This is a genomic window from Aminobacter anthyllidis (genome assembly GCF_018555685.1).
Classification (GTDB): domain Bacteria; phylum Pseudomonadota; class Alphaproteobacteria; order Rhizobiales; family Rhizobiaceae; genus Aminobacter; species Aminobacter anthyllidis.
On record NZ_JAFLWW010000003.1, the window covers coordinates 25,696 to 40,991 of the forward strand.

Sequence of the window (15,296 nt, forward strand, 5' to 3'; positions counted from 1 at the left end):
CCGCAATACACCGGGCCGGTCGATGTTCGTCCGGCTCAGGGACTCCTCCAAGGGACCGCCCGGGAAGTGGACCGAATATGGTGTGCCGAGTGTTATGTTGCGCCCCTGCGATGGGGCGCTGTCCTACAGGCGATCGAAGGCTTCTACGCAACATAATGTCAGCGCGCGGGAGGTCTCGTGATGCCCCGCGACGCTTCCGAACTGTCTCGCCGCCTGGCTCGGCATGCCGAGGCGGTCTGCCGGCACTATCTGTCGAATGGTCGACGCCGGGGCCACTACTGGACGGTGGGCGATGTGCGCAATACGCCCGGCCGGTCGATGTTCGTGCGGCTCAGTGGGCCGGAATCCGGTCCCGGTGCCGCCGGGCATTGGACCGACGCCGCCTCAGCCGAGTATGGCGATCTCCTCGACGTCATCCGCAAGAGCTGCGGGCTCCTCGATTTCCGCGATGTCGCCGATGAGGCGCGGCGCTTTCTGAGCCTGCCGCAGCCCGAACTCCGCCAGGCTCCGACATCTGTTCGCACACCTGTCCCCGCCGGATCGCCCGAAGCGGCGCGGCGGCTACTCGCCATGTCGCAGCCGATCAATGGCACGCTGGTCGACACCTATTTGCGCAACCGCGGCATCAGGACCCTGCGCGGCACGGACAGCCTGCGATTCCATCCGCGCTGCTACTATCGACCTGAGGGCGACGGCCCGACCGAGACATGGCCAGCGATGGCCGCCGCTGTCACCGATCTCGAAGGGACGATCACCGGCGCGCATCGCACCTGGCTTGCCCGCGACGGTTCCGGGAAGGCGCCGATCGACACGCCGCGCCGAGCCATGGGCGGTCTCCTCGGCTATGCCGTCCGCTTTGGTGCGGCCGACGACGTACTCGCTGTCGGCGAAGGCATCGAGACGATGCTGTCGCTGCACTGTGCGTTGCCGGCCATGCCGATGGCGGCCGCGCTCTCGGCCAACCACCTTGCAGCCCTTCTGCTCCCGCCGACGCTGCGTCGGCTCTACATCGCCCGTGACGCCGACGCCGCAGGCGACACGGCGCTCGCGGCATTGACCGAACGCGCCGAAGCTGCGGGCATTGAGCCGCTCCCCCTGTCTCCGCGGATGAGCGACTTCAATGAGGATCTGCGCACATTCGGCGTCCGCGCGCTTCGACGGACACTGCGCACCCAGCTCGCACCGCAGGATGGCGATTGTTTCACTTTCAAGGGAATGGGCAGGTAGGCGATAGACTCCGAAGCGAGTAAAGGGCGCTCCGAGCCTACTGACAAATACGGCGTCATCGACCGAGCGACCGAGGATCTCGTCTGCCAGAACTCGTTTGGTTTCCGGCCACAGTGGGCACTGGCGGGTCTTGCCGCCTGTGGCCGGCGAAGGCATCGAAACGGCATTGTCTGTCAGATCCGCCATGCCTCAAGTGGCTTCGATGGCGGCGCTTCAGCCGCACACCTATCTGCGATCATCTTTCCGCACAGGCTACGCCGGCTCTACATCGCGCGCGACAACGATCCGGCAGGCGACAAAGCGATAGCAACACTGCTCGAGCGCACCGGGGTGGTCGGCATCGAGACTATCATCCTCACGCCACGGCTTGGCGATTTCAACGAAGATCTCAGGCTGCTCGGTCTCGACGCATTGACCGCGAGGTTGAAGCTGCAGGTCGCTCCACAGGACGTCGCACGCTTCATGTCCTCGGCGGCCGTTTGACCGGTAGGGGATCGAGGGCGGTACCGCAGCATCGTGAGCTGTCGCGTGACGGAGGCCAGCCTTCACCGCGAGGCCACATCCACGGCCTTCGAGAGGGCGATCGGGCGTCAGACGTGCCGGACAGGCAATGGCGTCGTCCGACGATTTTCCGGAGCGCCTCGATGAGGCGCTTTCCATCGCGAAACAAAATCGTCGGCCGTCACCATCCTCCACTGCGTTCCGGCCTTCCGCTGCGCTCCAGGTGCAGGTCCATCCCGGCCGACGCCTTCGTCGCCAAGAAGGCCGCGCTGGGTGTGGCCACGAGCGAAGGAAGACTTCCATGACCGAAGAGCACGACACGGCGAACGAACCGCACCACACCTCCCCGACCGAACATGTCCTCCAGGAACTCCAGCTCTACGGCTACCGCCCTTTCGAGGATGAACCTGACCCACGCCCACTTCCCGAAGGCCACGTCGTCTCTGGCAGCATTGCCGACATCTTCGACGCCCTCGTGGTTTCACTTTCCGATACCCGCCTCGAACCTGACCTCGAAGAACTACTCTGGGGCACGGTCAACCTCTTTCATCGCGCCGTCGGTCGAATTGAACGCGAGCTCGACGACAACGAAGTCGCCCAGCACCGCCTCCAGCGCGAACAGGATGGGTCCGAGGTGAAATCGGTCGAACTCGAACGCCTGACAGCACAGGGTCAAACCGTTCTAGAGAGGCGCAATGTTTTCGAGCTGATGCGCGACCAGGCAGCCGAACAGTTCGAACGCTCCACCCACTCGATCTGGCGGCCGCGCACTGGCTCGATGGTCAATCATCGCAACCTTACTGCAGCGCTGATTGACAGCCGGGACTTCATTGCCGCCAAGCGGCGCAGCGAGAACGAGACGCTCCTGCCACCCGGCCCCAAAATTGCCTTCTCTGGCGGGCTCGACTTCAACGACCATCACCTGATCTGGACCAAACTCGACCAGATCCATGCCAAGCACCCTGACATGGTGCTGTTGCACGGCGGAAGCCCGAAAGGCGCCGAGCTCATTGCCGCCAAATGGGCCAGCCATCGCAAGGTTCCGCAGATCGCCTTCAAGCCTGACTGGACCAAGCATGCCAAGGCAGCGCCGTTCAGACGCAACGACGCAATGCTCGAGGCGATGCCGATCGGCGTGGTCTGGTTTCCCGGCACCGGAATTCAGGACAATCTCGCAGACAAGGCTCGCAAGCTCGGGATCCCCGTCATGAGACCCAGTGGCACATGAGCGCCGCTCTTAGCTTCCCGGCTAACAAGATAAGTCCCATCTTGTTAGCCGCTCGACTGGCCAGCTTCCTGGCCCCGCTATCATTTGGATGAATCTCATCATGCCAAAGTCGGCCGATGGTGTTTCGGAAATCCACGACCAGCGCCCGCCCTCCGCTCCCGTTGGCAACGCTTAGTAGCGCATCGTAGAAGCGGTCCACGAGAACCTTGACTATTTCGCGGGGCAAACGAGTGACGGTGTCAAACCCCAACTCCTCAAACCTTCGCCCTAGATACTGCCCCCCGGGTTTTGGGATGAAATAGTCGTATCCATGCATGACAAGCTTGGTACGCTTCGGTGCACTTCACGTTATCGTCTCGCGAAGAACGGTGCGATAATCGCGGGCTACTCCACGGAGAAAGTAATCGAACTCATCCTTGACATAAGTTTTGGCGTCTTTGGAGCCGCCCCTTCGCTATATGGGCGCGCAAAATTCTTCATGGCGTCGCCGCCAAAGAAGTCGACCCCGCCACCCGAAAAGACGAAGAAATCGAACGTTCCCGCGCTCAGCGGCTGCTTGTACTGCTTAGCCCCGAACGTCTCTCGAAACGTATCTCCAGGCCAGCCAATATTGTTCACATAGTACTTTCTGGCGATCACATCGACGAAGGTGTCAGGCTGCCCTGGGATATCTGTAAATATATTTACCCATGAATCTCCCTCCGCCAAGATCTTCTTCTTGGTCGAATACGCGCGATCAGGCTTGTCACTGAACGCTCTCTCGAAAATGGCTTGATCAGAGGCATCTTGATGCTCTTTGCTGACATCCTTCTTGCGTCGGATGGTCAACATGAATGCGCGATCTGGATGTGAAACTACCTCAATCCCTGATGCGATTATCTTCGCACGCACTTCGTCGTAAGCAGCCATTGTGTATCCGCCACATTGTGAAACTCACGGCAAGTATATTGTCCAAAACAATTTCGAATGTGAAGCACCCATTAGCAGCCGATCTGCACGTTGCTGGGCAATGGCGCCAGTTCAACGACACGGTGGCCAGAACACTCTGGGCGAGACGTCACCACCCTTCATCGTCATAGGTTTGCGCAAAGAGAGCAGCATGTAAGTCCGGCCATCAGCTGGAGTTCTGGAGGAGCCCCAGCCTCACCGGGCCTTCTCGGCCATATCGAGCGACGGCAGCAGCGGCAGCCATAGACCCCAGAGACTCGAGTGGTGTTGGCACGTGGCGCGAACGCATTTGACGAAGCTTTGAAATGGCCGGTCATGCAGAGTTCGAACGATGCGCACGGGGCGCAGTGTTGGCGACGCGAGATCAGGATGGCACGAGGTTGCCGGAGCTGCCCCTTGATCCATCACACTGACGTGCACCAAAGCGGTCTCATCGATGGGTGCTTTTTGCCTGGGGCCGGCTTCGCCTGATCGCCTTCGGCGCAATGGCTTATCGCGACTTTCTTCCCCTGCCGCTGCGCGCCATTCCTCGCGGGCAACAAAGTCGCGCCAGCGCCATCCTCCGCTTACGCTTCGGTCCCATGGGTGCGCCGCCGATCGCCTCCAGCCTGTCGATCACCATCGAGACCGCAATGGTGCGGACTCGAAACAGACTGGATCAAGGAGAACTACCATGGCTACCATCGGCACCTTCAAGAAGTCCGCCAACAACGAGTTCACCGGCGAAATCGTCACCCTCAGCGTTCAGGCCCGCAGCGTCCGCATCGTCCCCGAAACCCGCACCACCGGCGACAACGCTCCCAGCCACCGGGTCTTCGTCGGCCGCGCCGACATCGGTGCCGCCTGGACCAAGCGCTCCAACGAGGGCCGCGACTATCTGGGCCTCAAGCTCGATGACCCGAGCTTCAATGCTCCCATCTTCGCCAACCTCTTCAACGACGAGGACGGTGACGGCTACAGCCTCATCTGGTCTCGCCCGGGTCGCCGCAAAGGCGAGTAAGCCCTGCCGGCCCCGCCCGGATAATCCAGGCGGGGCCCTTTCCCCGACAGACAATGGCAACATGGTCGCCTGCCCCGGGGAAGACAGGTACGTCTCGGCTAATGCCGACCAGCAACATACTTCTTCAAAAGCTCGGACACATCACACGACAAGACGAGTTCCGTCCCCAACCGCCCCACGAAATGACCAGAAGTCTCAAAACCACAGCGGCGGTAAAGGCGGAGCGCGCTCGAATTATCCTCATTTACGCTTAGTGTCAGGGAAGAGCTTCCTGGACGATGCACAGCTATCCAAACCGCGGCAAGTGCCATGGCCGCGGTGCCAAAGCCCCTCCCCTGTGCCTTTCGGCTGATGCGGAAGTTGTGCAGGCTGATTGCACCCGGTTTTGCCCAGTACGGCAACGCTGGTCCCTCGCGCAGCATCACGAAACCCACTGTCGTGCATTCCACCGTCACGATGAATGGATGGCACGAACTCAGTTCGGGCCGCCTCCTCAGCCTCTCGTAGATCGTCGTCATGCTGCCGCCAGCGAGGTCTTCGTCGTGTTCGTCCAGCTCGATGCCTGTCACCGAAGCAATCTCATCGATATGGAGCAGTTTGAGAGCGATCTTCATGCGCCCGCACCGACAGGGCTGTTTCGCTGTAGTGGTTGCAGCGTGATTTCTGGGTCCAGACGCATACTATTCAGTCCCCACCAGCGCGCTGGTGTCCCCAAGACCGTAGAAGACACGTGTGGACTGCAACGCGTCTGAGCTAATTTGGATGAGAAGAGCGACGATCCTGCCGTCAGGATGATCAAGGACCTCGCCAAGGCGAGTAACCGACCAGCCAAGCTGTTCCAGCCGTGCAGGCCAGAAGTCCTCACACACGACGCTCAGCTTGCCTACCCCCAACCTCAGGCATGCTTCGAGAAGCCCGCATAATACGATGCCGGCCGCTTGTGACGATCGAGCGGTCATTCGCAAAGATGGCGCGATGAAAAATCGCGTCCATTCATAGAGATCGGCGTCCCTCGGCGGTGCACCTCTGGCAAGCATTGGGAAAACATCCGAAAGCAAATGCGGTTTCGTCGTCGGCACCAGACGAGACCCACCGGCTATGTTTCCGCTGCCGTCTATTCCAAGCAGGTAGATTGCGTCCCTGGTATCGAACGCGTCGATCTCCAATGGAACTGGCCTGTCGATTTGCTGCCATTTTCGGCCAATGACGTAGATTTCATGTCGAATGCGAAAATAGCGTTCGAGATGATCCTGATAAGTCCGGCGGTTCGACCAATCGACGATATGAAGCTTGAACATGGTACGCACCAGAGGACGCGTACCCTAGCTGCCCAGGCCGGACTATTCCGGTTTTCTGGTATTGTCAGGGATAGATTTCCCCTCGCCGCACGGCTTCCATAGCCGCCTGGATCGTATTTACCGCGTCGCACTTATCTCTGACGTTGCTCAGATGTCGCTCGACCGTGAACCTCGAAATCCCAAGAATGCAAGCTACATCCTCAGCTGCCTTGCCGGCTGCTATCCATGTCAGAACTTCTCGCTCTCGATCAGTCAGGTTGATCTGACGTGATTGCTCACCTTGGTCACGCAGCCGACGAAGCGCTCGGTAGGCATGCACGCATACCGTTTCAAGCATTGGAATGTCTTCGGGCAAAACCTCGACACGTTCGCCCGCAGCGGTCACGACCGAAGGAGCTCTTCGAGGCTCATGGACAGGAACACACAAACCATTCCTCAGTCCGAACTCTGCGGCCTCGCCCATAACGCGCAACTGCCCACCGGTCATGCCCTTGGGCGACAAGTCTTGCCAGACAAAGGGCTGGCCAACCAAGCGGCTGCGCGAAGCACAAGGATCTTGAGAGAAATGCTCGCTGGCAAGGTAATGCTTGAGCCATTCCACTGGCCAACCGTCATAAAGGATTTCGCGCTGCCACGGTCCAATCTGCGGTGAAGGCAGGCCCGTTATGAGCAGATGACGAAAGCCGAAGGGACGCAGGATGCCAAGCAGTTCTTTCAAAACGTCCGCTGGTGCAACTGCGGCGTCTATTCTCGCGAGCGCACCTGTGAGCCTTGCGAACACATCGGGGTTCATCACCCACGCTCCAAAACCGCTGAATATGCAACCAGCCCGCATCGATGATGGCAGGGCAGTTCAGCCTCGTCAGGCGAATTCAGCGTTTTGCATGCAGATTGCTAACTCTAGTTTTCATTTGCCGGCGCTTGAAAGCATTTCGCTTGAATGCCCGCCACAGCAGCGCGCTACCTTGTTTCCGGCCTGGTTCCCGGATCCTTCAGAAGGTCCGCAGGCTCCACCTCCAGCACCGTGGCCAGCGCCTCCAAAATGTCGAGTGTCGCATTGCGGCGCCCGGCTTCAGCACCGCTGAGATAGGCACGGGCGCATCCGGCGAGATGAGCCAATTGCTCTTGCGACAAGCGCCGTTCCCGGCGCAGCCGTTGGAGATTCAGACCGAATATTTTGCGAAGGTTCATCGCGTGAATTTGCCGAATGTGCACTATAATGCAACGCACTATAGTGCACATTTTCGTTGACACGCGCGGAATATGCTGTTTGATCGGCTGCGAGATTCAGACCCGAGACAAGGCCCCAGAGGCGTCTGGACAGTCGCTAGCAGCCTGATGCTGCAAGCAGCGTTCGGAGCGCCTTTCCTCATGCCACCCGACAGCGAATTATTGTCGTAGACGGAGCTTTCGACCACATGGCGACTATTTCCGGATACAGGTGCATCCGATGTGGCTCCGAACATGCAAGCGACATCAGAATAGATTCCAGAGGCTGTCCCAGGTGCGTTGAACAAGCCCCTGCAAACCTCCAACCGATCTATTCGCGCGGCGCCGATGCGGTTGACGACCATGCCGTGGGGAGCGTTCTCCACAGTTCGCTTTGGCGTTACGGATCATATCTGCCGCGCCCGAGCGGTCCGGTGGTGTCCTTGGGAGAAGGTTTGACCCCACTGCTGCCAGCAGAACGACTCGGTGAAGCTTTGGGCGTCCCACAGCTCTTCATCAAGGATGAGGGACGCAATCCGACCGGCTCACACAAGGATCGATTTTCCACAGTCGCAGTGTCGATGGCGCGCGATCAAGGGGCAAGGGTGCTGGCGACGGCGTCATCAGGCAATGCCGGGGCATCGCTGGCGGCCTACGCAGCCAAATCTGGGCTCGGCTGTGTTGTCGCGACATTTGCCGGAGCCGCTGGCCCGATGTTGTCGCAGATCCATGCCTATGGGGCTTCCGTGATCCCGATGGCCCACAAAAACGACAGGTGGAAACTTCTTGAGCGGGCTGCTGATCGTCTTGGCTGGTTTGTCACCTCCCCCTATCAGCACCCCGTCGTCGGCAGTCACCCGCTTGGCATCGAAGGATACAAAACGATCGCCTATGAGATTGCGGAGCAGGCGGACGGTCATCTGCCTGACTGGTGCGTGCTTCCAGTGTGCTATGGGGACGCCCTCGCAGGAGTAGCGGCCGGCTTCCACGACCTGCGTAGCAGGGGAAAGATCGCAAGAGTACCAAGGCTGGTTGCCGCTGAAGTGCATGGCTCGCTTTCAAAAGCCATCGAGAATGGCTTTGACCGCATCGAAGAACAGGAACCGTCTTTCGAAACAATCGCTCTATCGATTGGCACGACGCGCAGCACATACCAGGCGGTGAAGGCGCTTCGTGAAACAGGGGGCCACGCCGTCTGCGTTTCCAACCAGGCGCTGATCCGCATGCAAAAGACGCTGGCTGCCAGAGAAGGTCTTTTCGTGGAATTGGCTTCGGTTGCACCTCTGGTCGCAATCCGGGATTTGCGTGATCGGCAGATCATAACGCCAGGGGATCGGGTGGTGGCAGTTGTGACTGCCACCGGTCTCAAGGACCTCGACATTTCAGCCAATCCGGCCGCCACCCCAGCTCCATTTGAGAGTGTCGAGGCCGCGTGGCAGTGGGCAACCGGGAGACACGGCGCAGAACCGGCTGCTGCCTGAGACTTGATAGACGTCCTATTACAGATGTTCAGCCGTGCCCGAGTGGCGTTGGCAAAGTGTCTTCCAGCAATCTCCTTGACCAGTCGAACCGCGTCCTTTCCATTCCCCGCGAGGTTCGATTGTGACTGCTGCTCAACAACTATCTCGTTTCCCGCCCCACTGCCGGATCCTTCAGCAAGTCCGCAGGTTTCACCTCCAGCACCATCGCCAGCGCCTCTACCATGTCGAGGGTTGCATTGCGGCGCCCAGCTTCAGCCCCGCTGAGATAGGCCCGGGCGCAACCGGCAAGATGAGCCAGTTGCTCTTGCGACAACCGGCGCTCGCGACGCAGGCGCTGCAGATTCAGACCAAATACATTACGAAGGTTCATCGCGCGAACTTGCCGAATGTACATTGAGCGGAGATGGCAACAGATAGTTCGTCGGCAATAATCCCCAGCAGCCACGACATATGGCTTCCGGGCAGCTTCAACTGCCCCCTCGGAATGTTCCATCCGGCAGCCACCAAGCTCCAGCTGGATCGCACTGGTTAAGTGGAACAGCTCCTGGCGAGCGGAACACGGCTGAGACTTTCCGTTGCGTTGATTTAGCTTGTTGCTACTGGCCGCGGAACTTCGTCCAGCAATCTTCTCGACCACGCGAACCTTGTCCATTCCCATTCGTCACGCGGCTCGATCGTGACAAGGGTTTCGGGTCCGCGAACGGGGGCACACGGCCAACCTGGGAGTGCAGCCAACCATTTGTCGTCATAGACCGTGTTGGAATGACGATGTCCTTCGTCGGGCATGATGACCGCGACGACTGAATCCGGGTTGGTTCGGCCGATCCATTCGCCGACGAGCCCCGCGGCTCCGCTCGTCGGCCCCATAAATATCCCCTGATTGCGAAAGAGCGAATGAGCGGAATGATAGGCGGCATAGGCACCAACCCAGTGTACTTCGTCGACCAGATGATGCCGGACATTTGCCGGAATGACACTGTTGCCTAGCCCGCGCAGCATTCGCTTGCCCAAGGGCTGCCCGAACAGCACGCTGCGATGCGTGTCGACAGCGGCAATCTTCAGATGCGGATAAACCTGGCGCAGGAAAGTGCCGGTCCCGCACAGCGAGCCTCCGGTGCCAATGCAACCGACAAGCCAATCAACCTGGCCTACTGAACGAACGAACAGTTCGGCAAGGCGGGCATAGGATTGCCAGTTGCCCGGACTGTCATACTGGCGCGTCCAGAAAGTGTCCGGCTCATTCTCCATGACCGCCCTGAGATGTGCCAATCTACCAGTCTGGTTCCCATCACCCCGCTCGTCCGCAAGTGCGACGACCTTCGCGCCCAATCGTTCCAGCCTTTCCTGATAAGCTCGGTCGATCAAGGTTGCCGCAGTCACCAAAGTGAGCTGGAATCCACGCGCTGCAGCTAGCAGGGCTACTGCCATGCCGAACGTGCCCGAGGTTGTCTCAACAATGTGGGCGCCGGCCTTCAGCTCTCCCGACTTTTCGGCCTGATCGAGGATGAAGCGAGCTGGCATCAGCTTCATTAGAGGGAATGCCGCCGCAACGACGTTTGGGCCAAGCCGAGCAAGACGGGGAGTTTCCAGCGCCCTGAAGTAGTCCACGTCAAAGGACATGAGTGCCCTCCTCCACATTGATTGGGAAGATGCCGATGTCCTGAAATCCGCGATCTCCCAATGCAGCGATGATTGTATGAATAGTCTCGCGGCTGGCGGATTTGGCATCGAGCATAAGCCCGAAAAGGGACCCGCTATGCGCCACCTGGATCCCGTAAGCTTGATAGTGAGCTGCGATATCGACGACGACATCGAAATATGGCTTGGGGAGGTGCCGCTGGCTGATACGGGCGCTCATTGTCGCCGCCTGGCCAAGCAGGTGCGCATCCTGATAGTGCACAGAACGTGCGACCATTGCTCGAAGAACGCGGAAGAGCTGGATTTCCTCACGGCTGTACCTTGCCGGCACTAGTTCGAGCGTATCGATCCTAGCAGTAGTATCTCCCTTGAAACCTACGAGGACAAACGGCGGCAACGAACCGCCGAAGTGCTCGAGCACCCCCCCTTCCCGCTGCGCGAATAGCAACGCCTCAGTTTCAAACGCGATCGCATCTGAAGCGACTTCAGCGGCGACCGCCAACCGACTGCTCGTCGAGGGTAGCAATCTCGCGCCCAAGGCGGCTGCCACCGCTCGCACTGAAGCAATGACATCGGCCGTGGACGAGCCATAGCCATGCCCCACCGGAATATCGCTCTCGATCTTGAGACGCCCGCCAAGGGATGGATACCCGAGATGCGCCAACGCCAGTTGCGCAGCACGTAACGCCTTTACCCGGCTGGGCGGCTCGACACAAAAATCGCCGCTCTCATCGAGCACGATCCATGCAGTGGACCGAAGGCTATCAATTGGGAGAGTTACAAGGCCGCGGTGGAAGCGGCCATGATCGTCCTCAAATACCCCCTGAAGGAGTTCGCCGTGATGCGCGATCGCATGCCCATCGGCCAGCGTTCCCAGCCCCAATCGGCGATCGTCGCCGGCGTCTGCCATAGCCCTGTCTCCGAACAACCAGACTCTGTTCGAATGATGGGACTGCCGCTCCAGTACGTCACTTCCAGGATACTGGTATTGACTTGGAAAGCTCCGGCCTTACGCCGGGACTCTCAGTAAATGTGAAGGCCTTGCTTATGCAAGCTGACCATTCGTCGGAGGCGATCAGTCCCGGTTCCTCCTGCGTGGCGCATGCTGAACCTCCTTAGGTCGCCTTGCTAACCGATCGAAGTGGCCGCGAATTTGCTCCGACATCATCCCGGCATTGTTGTCCTGTCAGACGTGCCGATGTCTTCGCTTTATGCGCTGCTTCCTTTTGCGCCGGCACCGTACAGGCGTACCGGCCGTTGGTCCTCAAATCCGCGACGCTTCGCGGACTGGGATGTCCGTCTAGGGGCCGGGAACGGTCCGTCGGCTTCGCGGATGAGGTTATGGAATAGCGGCCGTTCCGGTCGCGACCCCCGTTGCGGTCTTTCTGCCCAATTTGCCGCGACCCGAAACCCGCCATTCGAAAGTTACCTGGCATTCGGCTTGCCGGGGCCGCTTGTAGCGTGGCGGCTGTTGAGCGGACACTAGCTACAATCGGATTCTCAGCGCGTTGAGCGTAAGTGATCGTCGGACACGGTCAGCCTGAAGTTAATGGGATACGTTCCAAAAAAGGACGACGAGTTTGACCTCCGGTCCCGGTGAGGTCGCCGTTCCCCGGTTCAGCCTAGACTGTGACCAGTTCGGCCAGCTTCGCCGCTACATCTGCCATCGTGGACTCCGCCGTGTTTAGCCCGTTTCGCGAGGCCAGTAGCGGACTTACTTCGCGGAGAGCGTCATACGTTGTCTGATGCACGATGGGCACAAGTCGCTCGCCCGCCAGTAGTGCCGAAAGTTCCCTGTCGGCGACACCCCCTTTAGGGAGGGTACTCAGCATAGCGGGAGTCACCAACACAATCCCCACTCGCGAACTCGCCAATCCCTTGTCAATAGAGCGCATGAACGGCTCGCCTAAGCCAATGTCCTTCTCGCTGAACCAGACCCGGACTCCGCGTGCCTCAAGAAGGTCGTTCAGTTCTTTGGCAGCTTTCTGTCGATCGTCCCAAGCATGGCAGAGGAAGACGTCACGGAGTTCCGGTCGCGTGGAGGCTAGTTCTTCAACGTTGGCCCGGACGGGGGTGAGCTCCCGCACTTCCGCAGGGGTGTAGAATACAACCGAACCGGGCTTCGCCCAACTCGCTTTTACACGGCCAGTCCCACCTCCGCTGCTTCGACCGCCTCCACCGCTTGCCGGTGAGGAGTAGTCGGAAGGCGACGAATAGGACGGGGACGAGTACCCGCTACTGTAGCCATAGCCGTAGCGCGAGCGGCCACGACATGCAGGACAGTTTGCCGCTGCGCTCGCTGACCGATGGCCTTCTCTCGGTGCCGTGCATCTTGCCATGTGATCGATAACTTCCTCAGGCCCACGCGGGCGAATCTAGCCAGCCTCGCAAAGAATATGATTCGCAGATTATCCGTTTTAGATCATTAGCGAAGATGCGAACTATATTTAGAACCGCTTTAATAATCTCTCGGCGCCTGAGGCGGCTTGGAGGAATGATTGCAGCTCGTTCGATCGATCGAGACGAGGCGCCTTGCTGTCCGACTGAAGCGGGCCAAAAGCGGAAAGTCTTCTTTGCCGAGAAGAGCGAAAGTCTGCCGCTAAAGCGTAGGAGAAATTTCACTGTGATGGGTCTGGAGGTTCAGCCGTTGTTTGCTGGATCAGTTTGGACGGTCACGGGTCTGGCGTAAGTTCACCCCAGACCGCAATACCTGCTTGCAAGATGGTTAGGACAATCAGCGCTGCGGTCAGCCAACCGATGCGACTCTGCTGTCGGATATTGTCGTCGTGACGTTCCTTCTCGGCCTCCATGTTCTCCAGCGTCGCCACCGCCAAGTCTTTCATAGAGTAGGTGGCACCGTTTCGAGCGAGGTCGCCGGAATGAACCAGCGAGTCGAGTATCATCGAATAGTGACTCTCGGTCTGGTCGTACCGAGGGTGTAGGACCGACCGGCTGGTGTAGATGTCGGCGATCACCGTCACGACGCTGGCGTGATAGTCCGGTTTTTCAATGTTCTTCTGAACGAAGTGCCTGAGCACTCTCATACGATCACCGCGCACCAGTTCCGTCTGGTTGAACTGGCGCTGAAGCATATTGTCCCACCAGACCGAGCGGGCGGGGTAGAACGTCCACAAAGCCCGGAATAACGATAGTGGTGTGGTGTAGGTGAAGCGGGCAGAGTGGTAAGTGTGCAGGAACGATACCGCCATCCCCTTCAACTCATCATTGGTGACGAGACGCTCCTGAGGCTGTCCTCGCGGGTCGTCAAACCAAAGCCCCGGAACGCCTTCATTGTTCATTTCTCGAACGATGAAGCGCCTCACGCCTGCCCGGTCGTGCAGGTAGATGTGGAAGAAGTCCTGATCGCGCGGTGCCTCAGCAAAGATATCCTGCTGCTGCGGCGGTCGACTACGAAGCGCTACCCGAATTGCAGCTCTTTTCCACCAAGGTCGAGTAAAATAGCCCATGAGCCCTCACGGGCATAATATAGGCTCTGATTTTCGGACGCGCTATCCAAGGAAGCGAAGCGACTGGGCAATTTAGAAAGAAACCGCGAACGACGCTATTTGTGGAGCATTGGAGCGCGCCTCGGACCCCTCACACTAAGCGAAACCGCAGCCAGTCAGGAGACTTCCAAGTTGGGGCCGACAGGAGACCGACAGCTTCGGCGCTCAGATCTTAGATAGCGAGCCTTTCCGATGACGGTTCACACGAACATCATGATCACCGCATAGCCCACGGTCACCAGCACCAGGCCAGCGACCAGCATCGGCACGAGAGTACTGCCCGAATGTTGATCGTTCATGATTTCATTTCCTGCTTGTAGGTGAACGGACTTTGATTGGCGCCGCGGAAGAGATTGGTGGTGTCAGTTTGCCACCGCCGAAGCTTGTCCCAATTCGAAGGACTCCTCACTGACGATACGGTTGTCGGCATCGACGATGGCACGCCAGACCGAGTTTCGATTGCGCACGGTCAGGCGCTTTCGGCCCTTGTCGCCGTCGATGCCGCACTCCACCCGGCTGGTTACGAGGCCGAGGCGCATTCGTCGTTGAAGTTCGTTCTCTTTAATGGAAAGCCGCTGCGCCAGGAATGCTGGCTCCAGGACATAGTCTCCGGTCTGGTCAGGCTCGAGCTTCATCCGGGTTCCTTCATCGCCTGCGACAGCTGTGCGACATAAACATATATTGACGATATATGTTTTAATCTGCATCGTGAAGCCTGCACAGCCGTCAAAAATGGACGACAAAGGGCCGCATCGGGCCCGCTGACGCTGGGAGCCGGCATGAGCGAAGACACAAAACGTGAAACAACGATCGTCATCGACGGTCGCGTGCTGCCCGGACAACTGGATGAGCAGATAATCCGCGACGTGGTTCATGGTTTCTACGCCAAGATCCGGAGCGATGTCCTGCTCGGACCGCTGTTCAACAAGGCGATTGCGCCGCATGACTGGCCACCACACCTGACGACAATGTGTGACTTCTGGTCATCCTTGATGCTTCGCACCGGCCGTTACGACGGCCTCCCGCTACCACCACACCTGACCCTTCCTGGCCTGGGCGAACAGCATTTCCGGCGATGGCTTGGTCTGTTTCGGGCAACCGTCAACAATCTCTGTCCGCCGGAGATCGCGGCGCTATTCATGGAACGGGCTTTGCGTATCGCGCATTCCTTCCGCCTTGCGTTGGCCCACAATCGCGGTGAAAGCACCTTGACCATAGAGCCGATCACGGCCGAAAGCCTGTAACCTGCCGGACAACCGG

The 15,296-nt window shown here is 59.1% G+C and carries 17 protein-coding genes; 6 read left to right on the forward strand and 11 right to left on the reverse strand.

The window, feature by feature from the left end; genetic code table 11:
- The first annotated feature begins 180 nt into the window (after window positions 1–180).
- From J1C56_RS09720 to J1C56_RS09730, 3 genes are all read left to right on the forward strand, one after another.
- Complete coding sequence (locus J1C56_RS09720; protein WP_214388423.1) at window positions 181–1,227, forward strand: DUF7146 domain-containing protein; 1,047 nt, start codon at window positions 181–183, stop codon at window positions 1,225–1,227.
- Between the two features lie 267 nt (window positions 1,228–1,494).
- Window positions 1,495–1,710: a hypothetical protein gene (locus J1C56_RS33625; RefSeq protein WP_420797388.1), complete on the forward strand. Its 216-nt coding sequence runs from the start codon at window positions 1,495–1,497 to the stop codon at window positions 1,708–1,710.
- 319 nt (window positions 1,711–2,029) lie between these two features.
- Window positions 2,030–2,956: a DUF2493 domain-containing protein gene (locus J1C56_RS09730; RefSeq protein ID WP_214390176.1), complete on the forward strand. Its 927-nt coding sequence runs from the start codon at window positions 2,030–2,032 to the stop codon at window positions 2,954–2,956.
- A gap of 384 nt (window positions 2,957–3,340) precedes the next feature.
- Here J1C56_RS09730 and J1C56_RS09735 read toward each other — a convergent pair whose 3' ends face one another.
- Window positions 3,341–3,865 (reverse strand): hypothetical protein, encoded by a 525-nt coding sequence (locus J1C56_RS09735; protein ID WP_214388425.1) that lies wholly within the window; start codon window positions 3,863–3,865, stop codon window positions 3,341–3,343.
- Between the two features lie 712 nt (window positions 3,866–4,577).
- Between J1C56_RS09735 and J1C56_RS09740 the strand changes: the two genes are divergently transcribed.
- On the forward strand, window positions 4,578–4,904 hold the full coding sequence (locus J1C56_RS09740; protein WP_184771220.1) for a DUF736 domain-containing protein: 327 nt from the start codon (window positions 4,578–4,580) through the stop codon (window positions 4,902–4,904).
- 98 nt (window positions 4,905–5,002) lie between these two features.
- Here J1C56_RS09740 and J1C56_RS09745 read toward each other — a convergent pair whose 3' ends face one another.
- From J1C56_RS09745 to J1C56_RS09760, 4 genes are all read right to left on the reverse strand, one after another.
- Window positions 5,003–5,518, reverse strand: a complete 516-nt coding sequence (locus tag J1C56_RS09745) for a GNAT family N-acetyltransferase (RefSeq protein WP_214388433.1) — start codon at window positions 5,516–5,518, stop codon at window positions 5,003–5,005.
- 66 nt (window positions 5,519–5,584) lie between these two features.
- The gene (locus tag J1C56_RS09750) at window positions 5,585–6,202 is read right to left on the reverse strand and encodes an acyl-homoserine-lactone synthase (protein WP_214388435.1); all 618 of its coding nucleotides are present in this window, start codon (window positions 6,200–6,202) and stop codon (window positions 5,585–5,587) included.
- A 64-nt stretch (window positions 6,203–6,266) separates the two neighbouring features.
- Window positions 6,267–6,995 carry a helix-turn-helix transcriptional regulator gene (locus tag J1C56_RS09755; protein ID WP_214388437.1) on the reverse strand — a complete coding sequence of 243 codons (729 nt, stop codon included), beginning with the start codon at window positions 6,993–6,995 and terminating at the stop codon, window positions 6,267–6,269.
- Between the two features lie 167 nt (window positions 6,996–7,162).
- Window positions 7,163–7,393, reverse strand: coding sequence for a helix-turn-helix domain-containing protein (locus J1C56_RS09760; protein ID WP_214388439.1), 231 nt, complete (start codon window positions 7,391–7,393; stop codon window positions 7,163–7,165).
- Between the two features lie 227 nt (window positions 7,394–7,620).
- On the opposite strand from J1C56_RS09760, the gene J1C56_RS09765 reads away from it, so the two are divergent.
- Window positions 7,621–8,892 (forward strand): threonine synthase, encoded by a 1,272-nt coding sequence (locus tag J1C56_RS09765; protein ID WP_214388441.1) that lies wholly within the window; start codon window positions 7,621–7,623, stop codon window positions 8,890–8,892.
- 139 nt (window positions 8,893–9,031) lie between these two features.
- On the opposite strand, the gene J1C56_RS32850 is transcribed toward J1C56_RS09765, so the two are convergent.
- From J1C56_RS32850 to J1C56_RS09795, 6 genes are all read right to left on the reverse strand, one after another.
- On the reverse strand, window positions 9,032–9,544 hold the full coding sequence (locus tag J1C56_RS32850) for a helix-turn-helix domain-containing protein (protein ID WP_246591293.1): 513 nt from the start codon (window positions 9,542–9,544) through the stop codon (window positions 9,032–9,034).
- Window positions 9,478–10,512, reverse strand: coding sequence for a PLP-dependent cysteine synthase family protein (locus J1C56_RS09775; RefSeq protein ID WP_214388448.1), 1,035 nt, complete (start codon window positions 10,510–10,512; stop codon window positions 9,478–9,480). The genes J1C56_RS32850 and J1C56_RS09775 overlap by 67 nt, the downstream gene beginning before the upstream one ends.
- Window positions 10,502–11,440, reverse strand: coding sequence for a GHMP family kinase ATP-binding protein (locus J1C56_RS09780; RefSeq protein WP_214388450.1), 939 nt, complete (start codon window positions 11,438–11,440; stop codon window positions 10,502–10,504). The genes J1C56_RS09775 and J1C56_RS09780 overlap by 11 nt, the downstream gene beginning before the upstream one ends.
- A gap of 712 nt (window positions 11,441–12,152) precedes the next feature.
- Window positions 12,153–12,869: a toll/interleukin-1 receptor domain-containing protein gene (locus tag J1C56_RS09785; protein WP_214388451.1), complete on the reverse strand. Its 717-nt coding sequence runs from the start codon at window positions 12,867–12,869 to the stop codon at window positions 12,153–12,155.
- A gap of 333 nt (window positions 12,870–13,202) precedes the next feature.
- On the reverse strand, window positions 13,203–13,997 hold the full coding sequence (locus tag J1C56_RS09790; protein WP_214388453.1) for a hypothetical protein: 795 nt from the start codon (window positions 13,995–13,997) through the stop codon (window positions 13,203–13,205).
- Between the two features lie 401 nt (window positions 13,998–14,398).
- A complete protein-coding gene (locus tag J1C56_RS09795) occupies window positions 14,399–14,671 on the reverse strand; it encodes a DUF6522 family protein (RefSeq protein ID WP_214388455.1) in 273 nt (90 codons plus the stop codon).
- Window positions 14,672–14,815: 144 nt separating this feature from the next.
- On the opposite strand from J1C56_RS09795, the gene J1C56_RS09800 reads away from it, so the two are divergent.
- The gene (locus J1C56_RS09800) at window positions 14,816–15,280 is read left to right on the forward strand and encodes a group III truncated hemoglobin (RefSeq protein WP_214388457.1); all 465 of its coding nucleotides are present in this window, start codon (window positions 14,816–14,818) and stop codon (window positions 15,278–15,280) included.
- Window positions 15,281–15,296 lie beyond the last annotated feature (16 nt).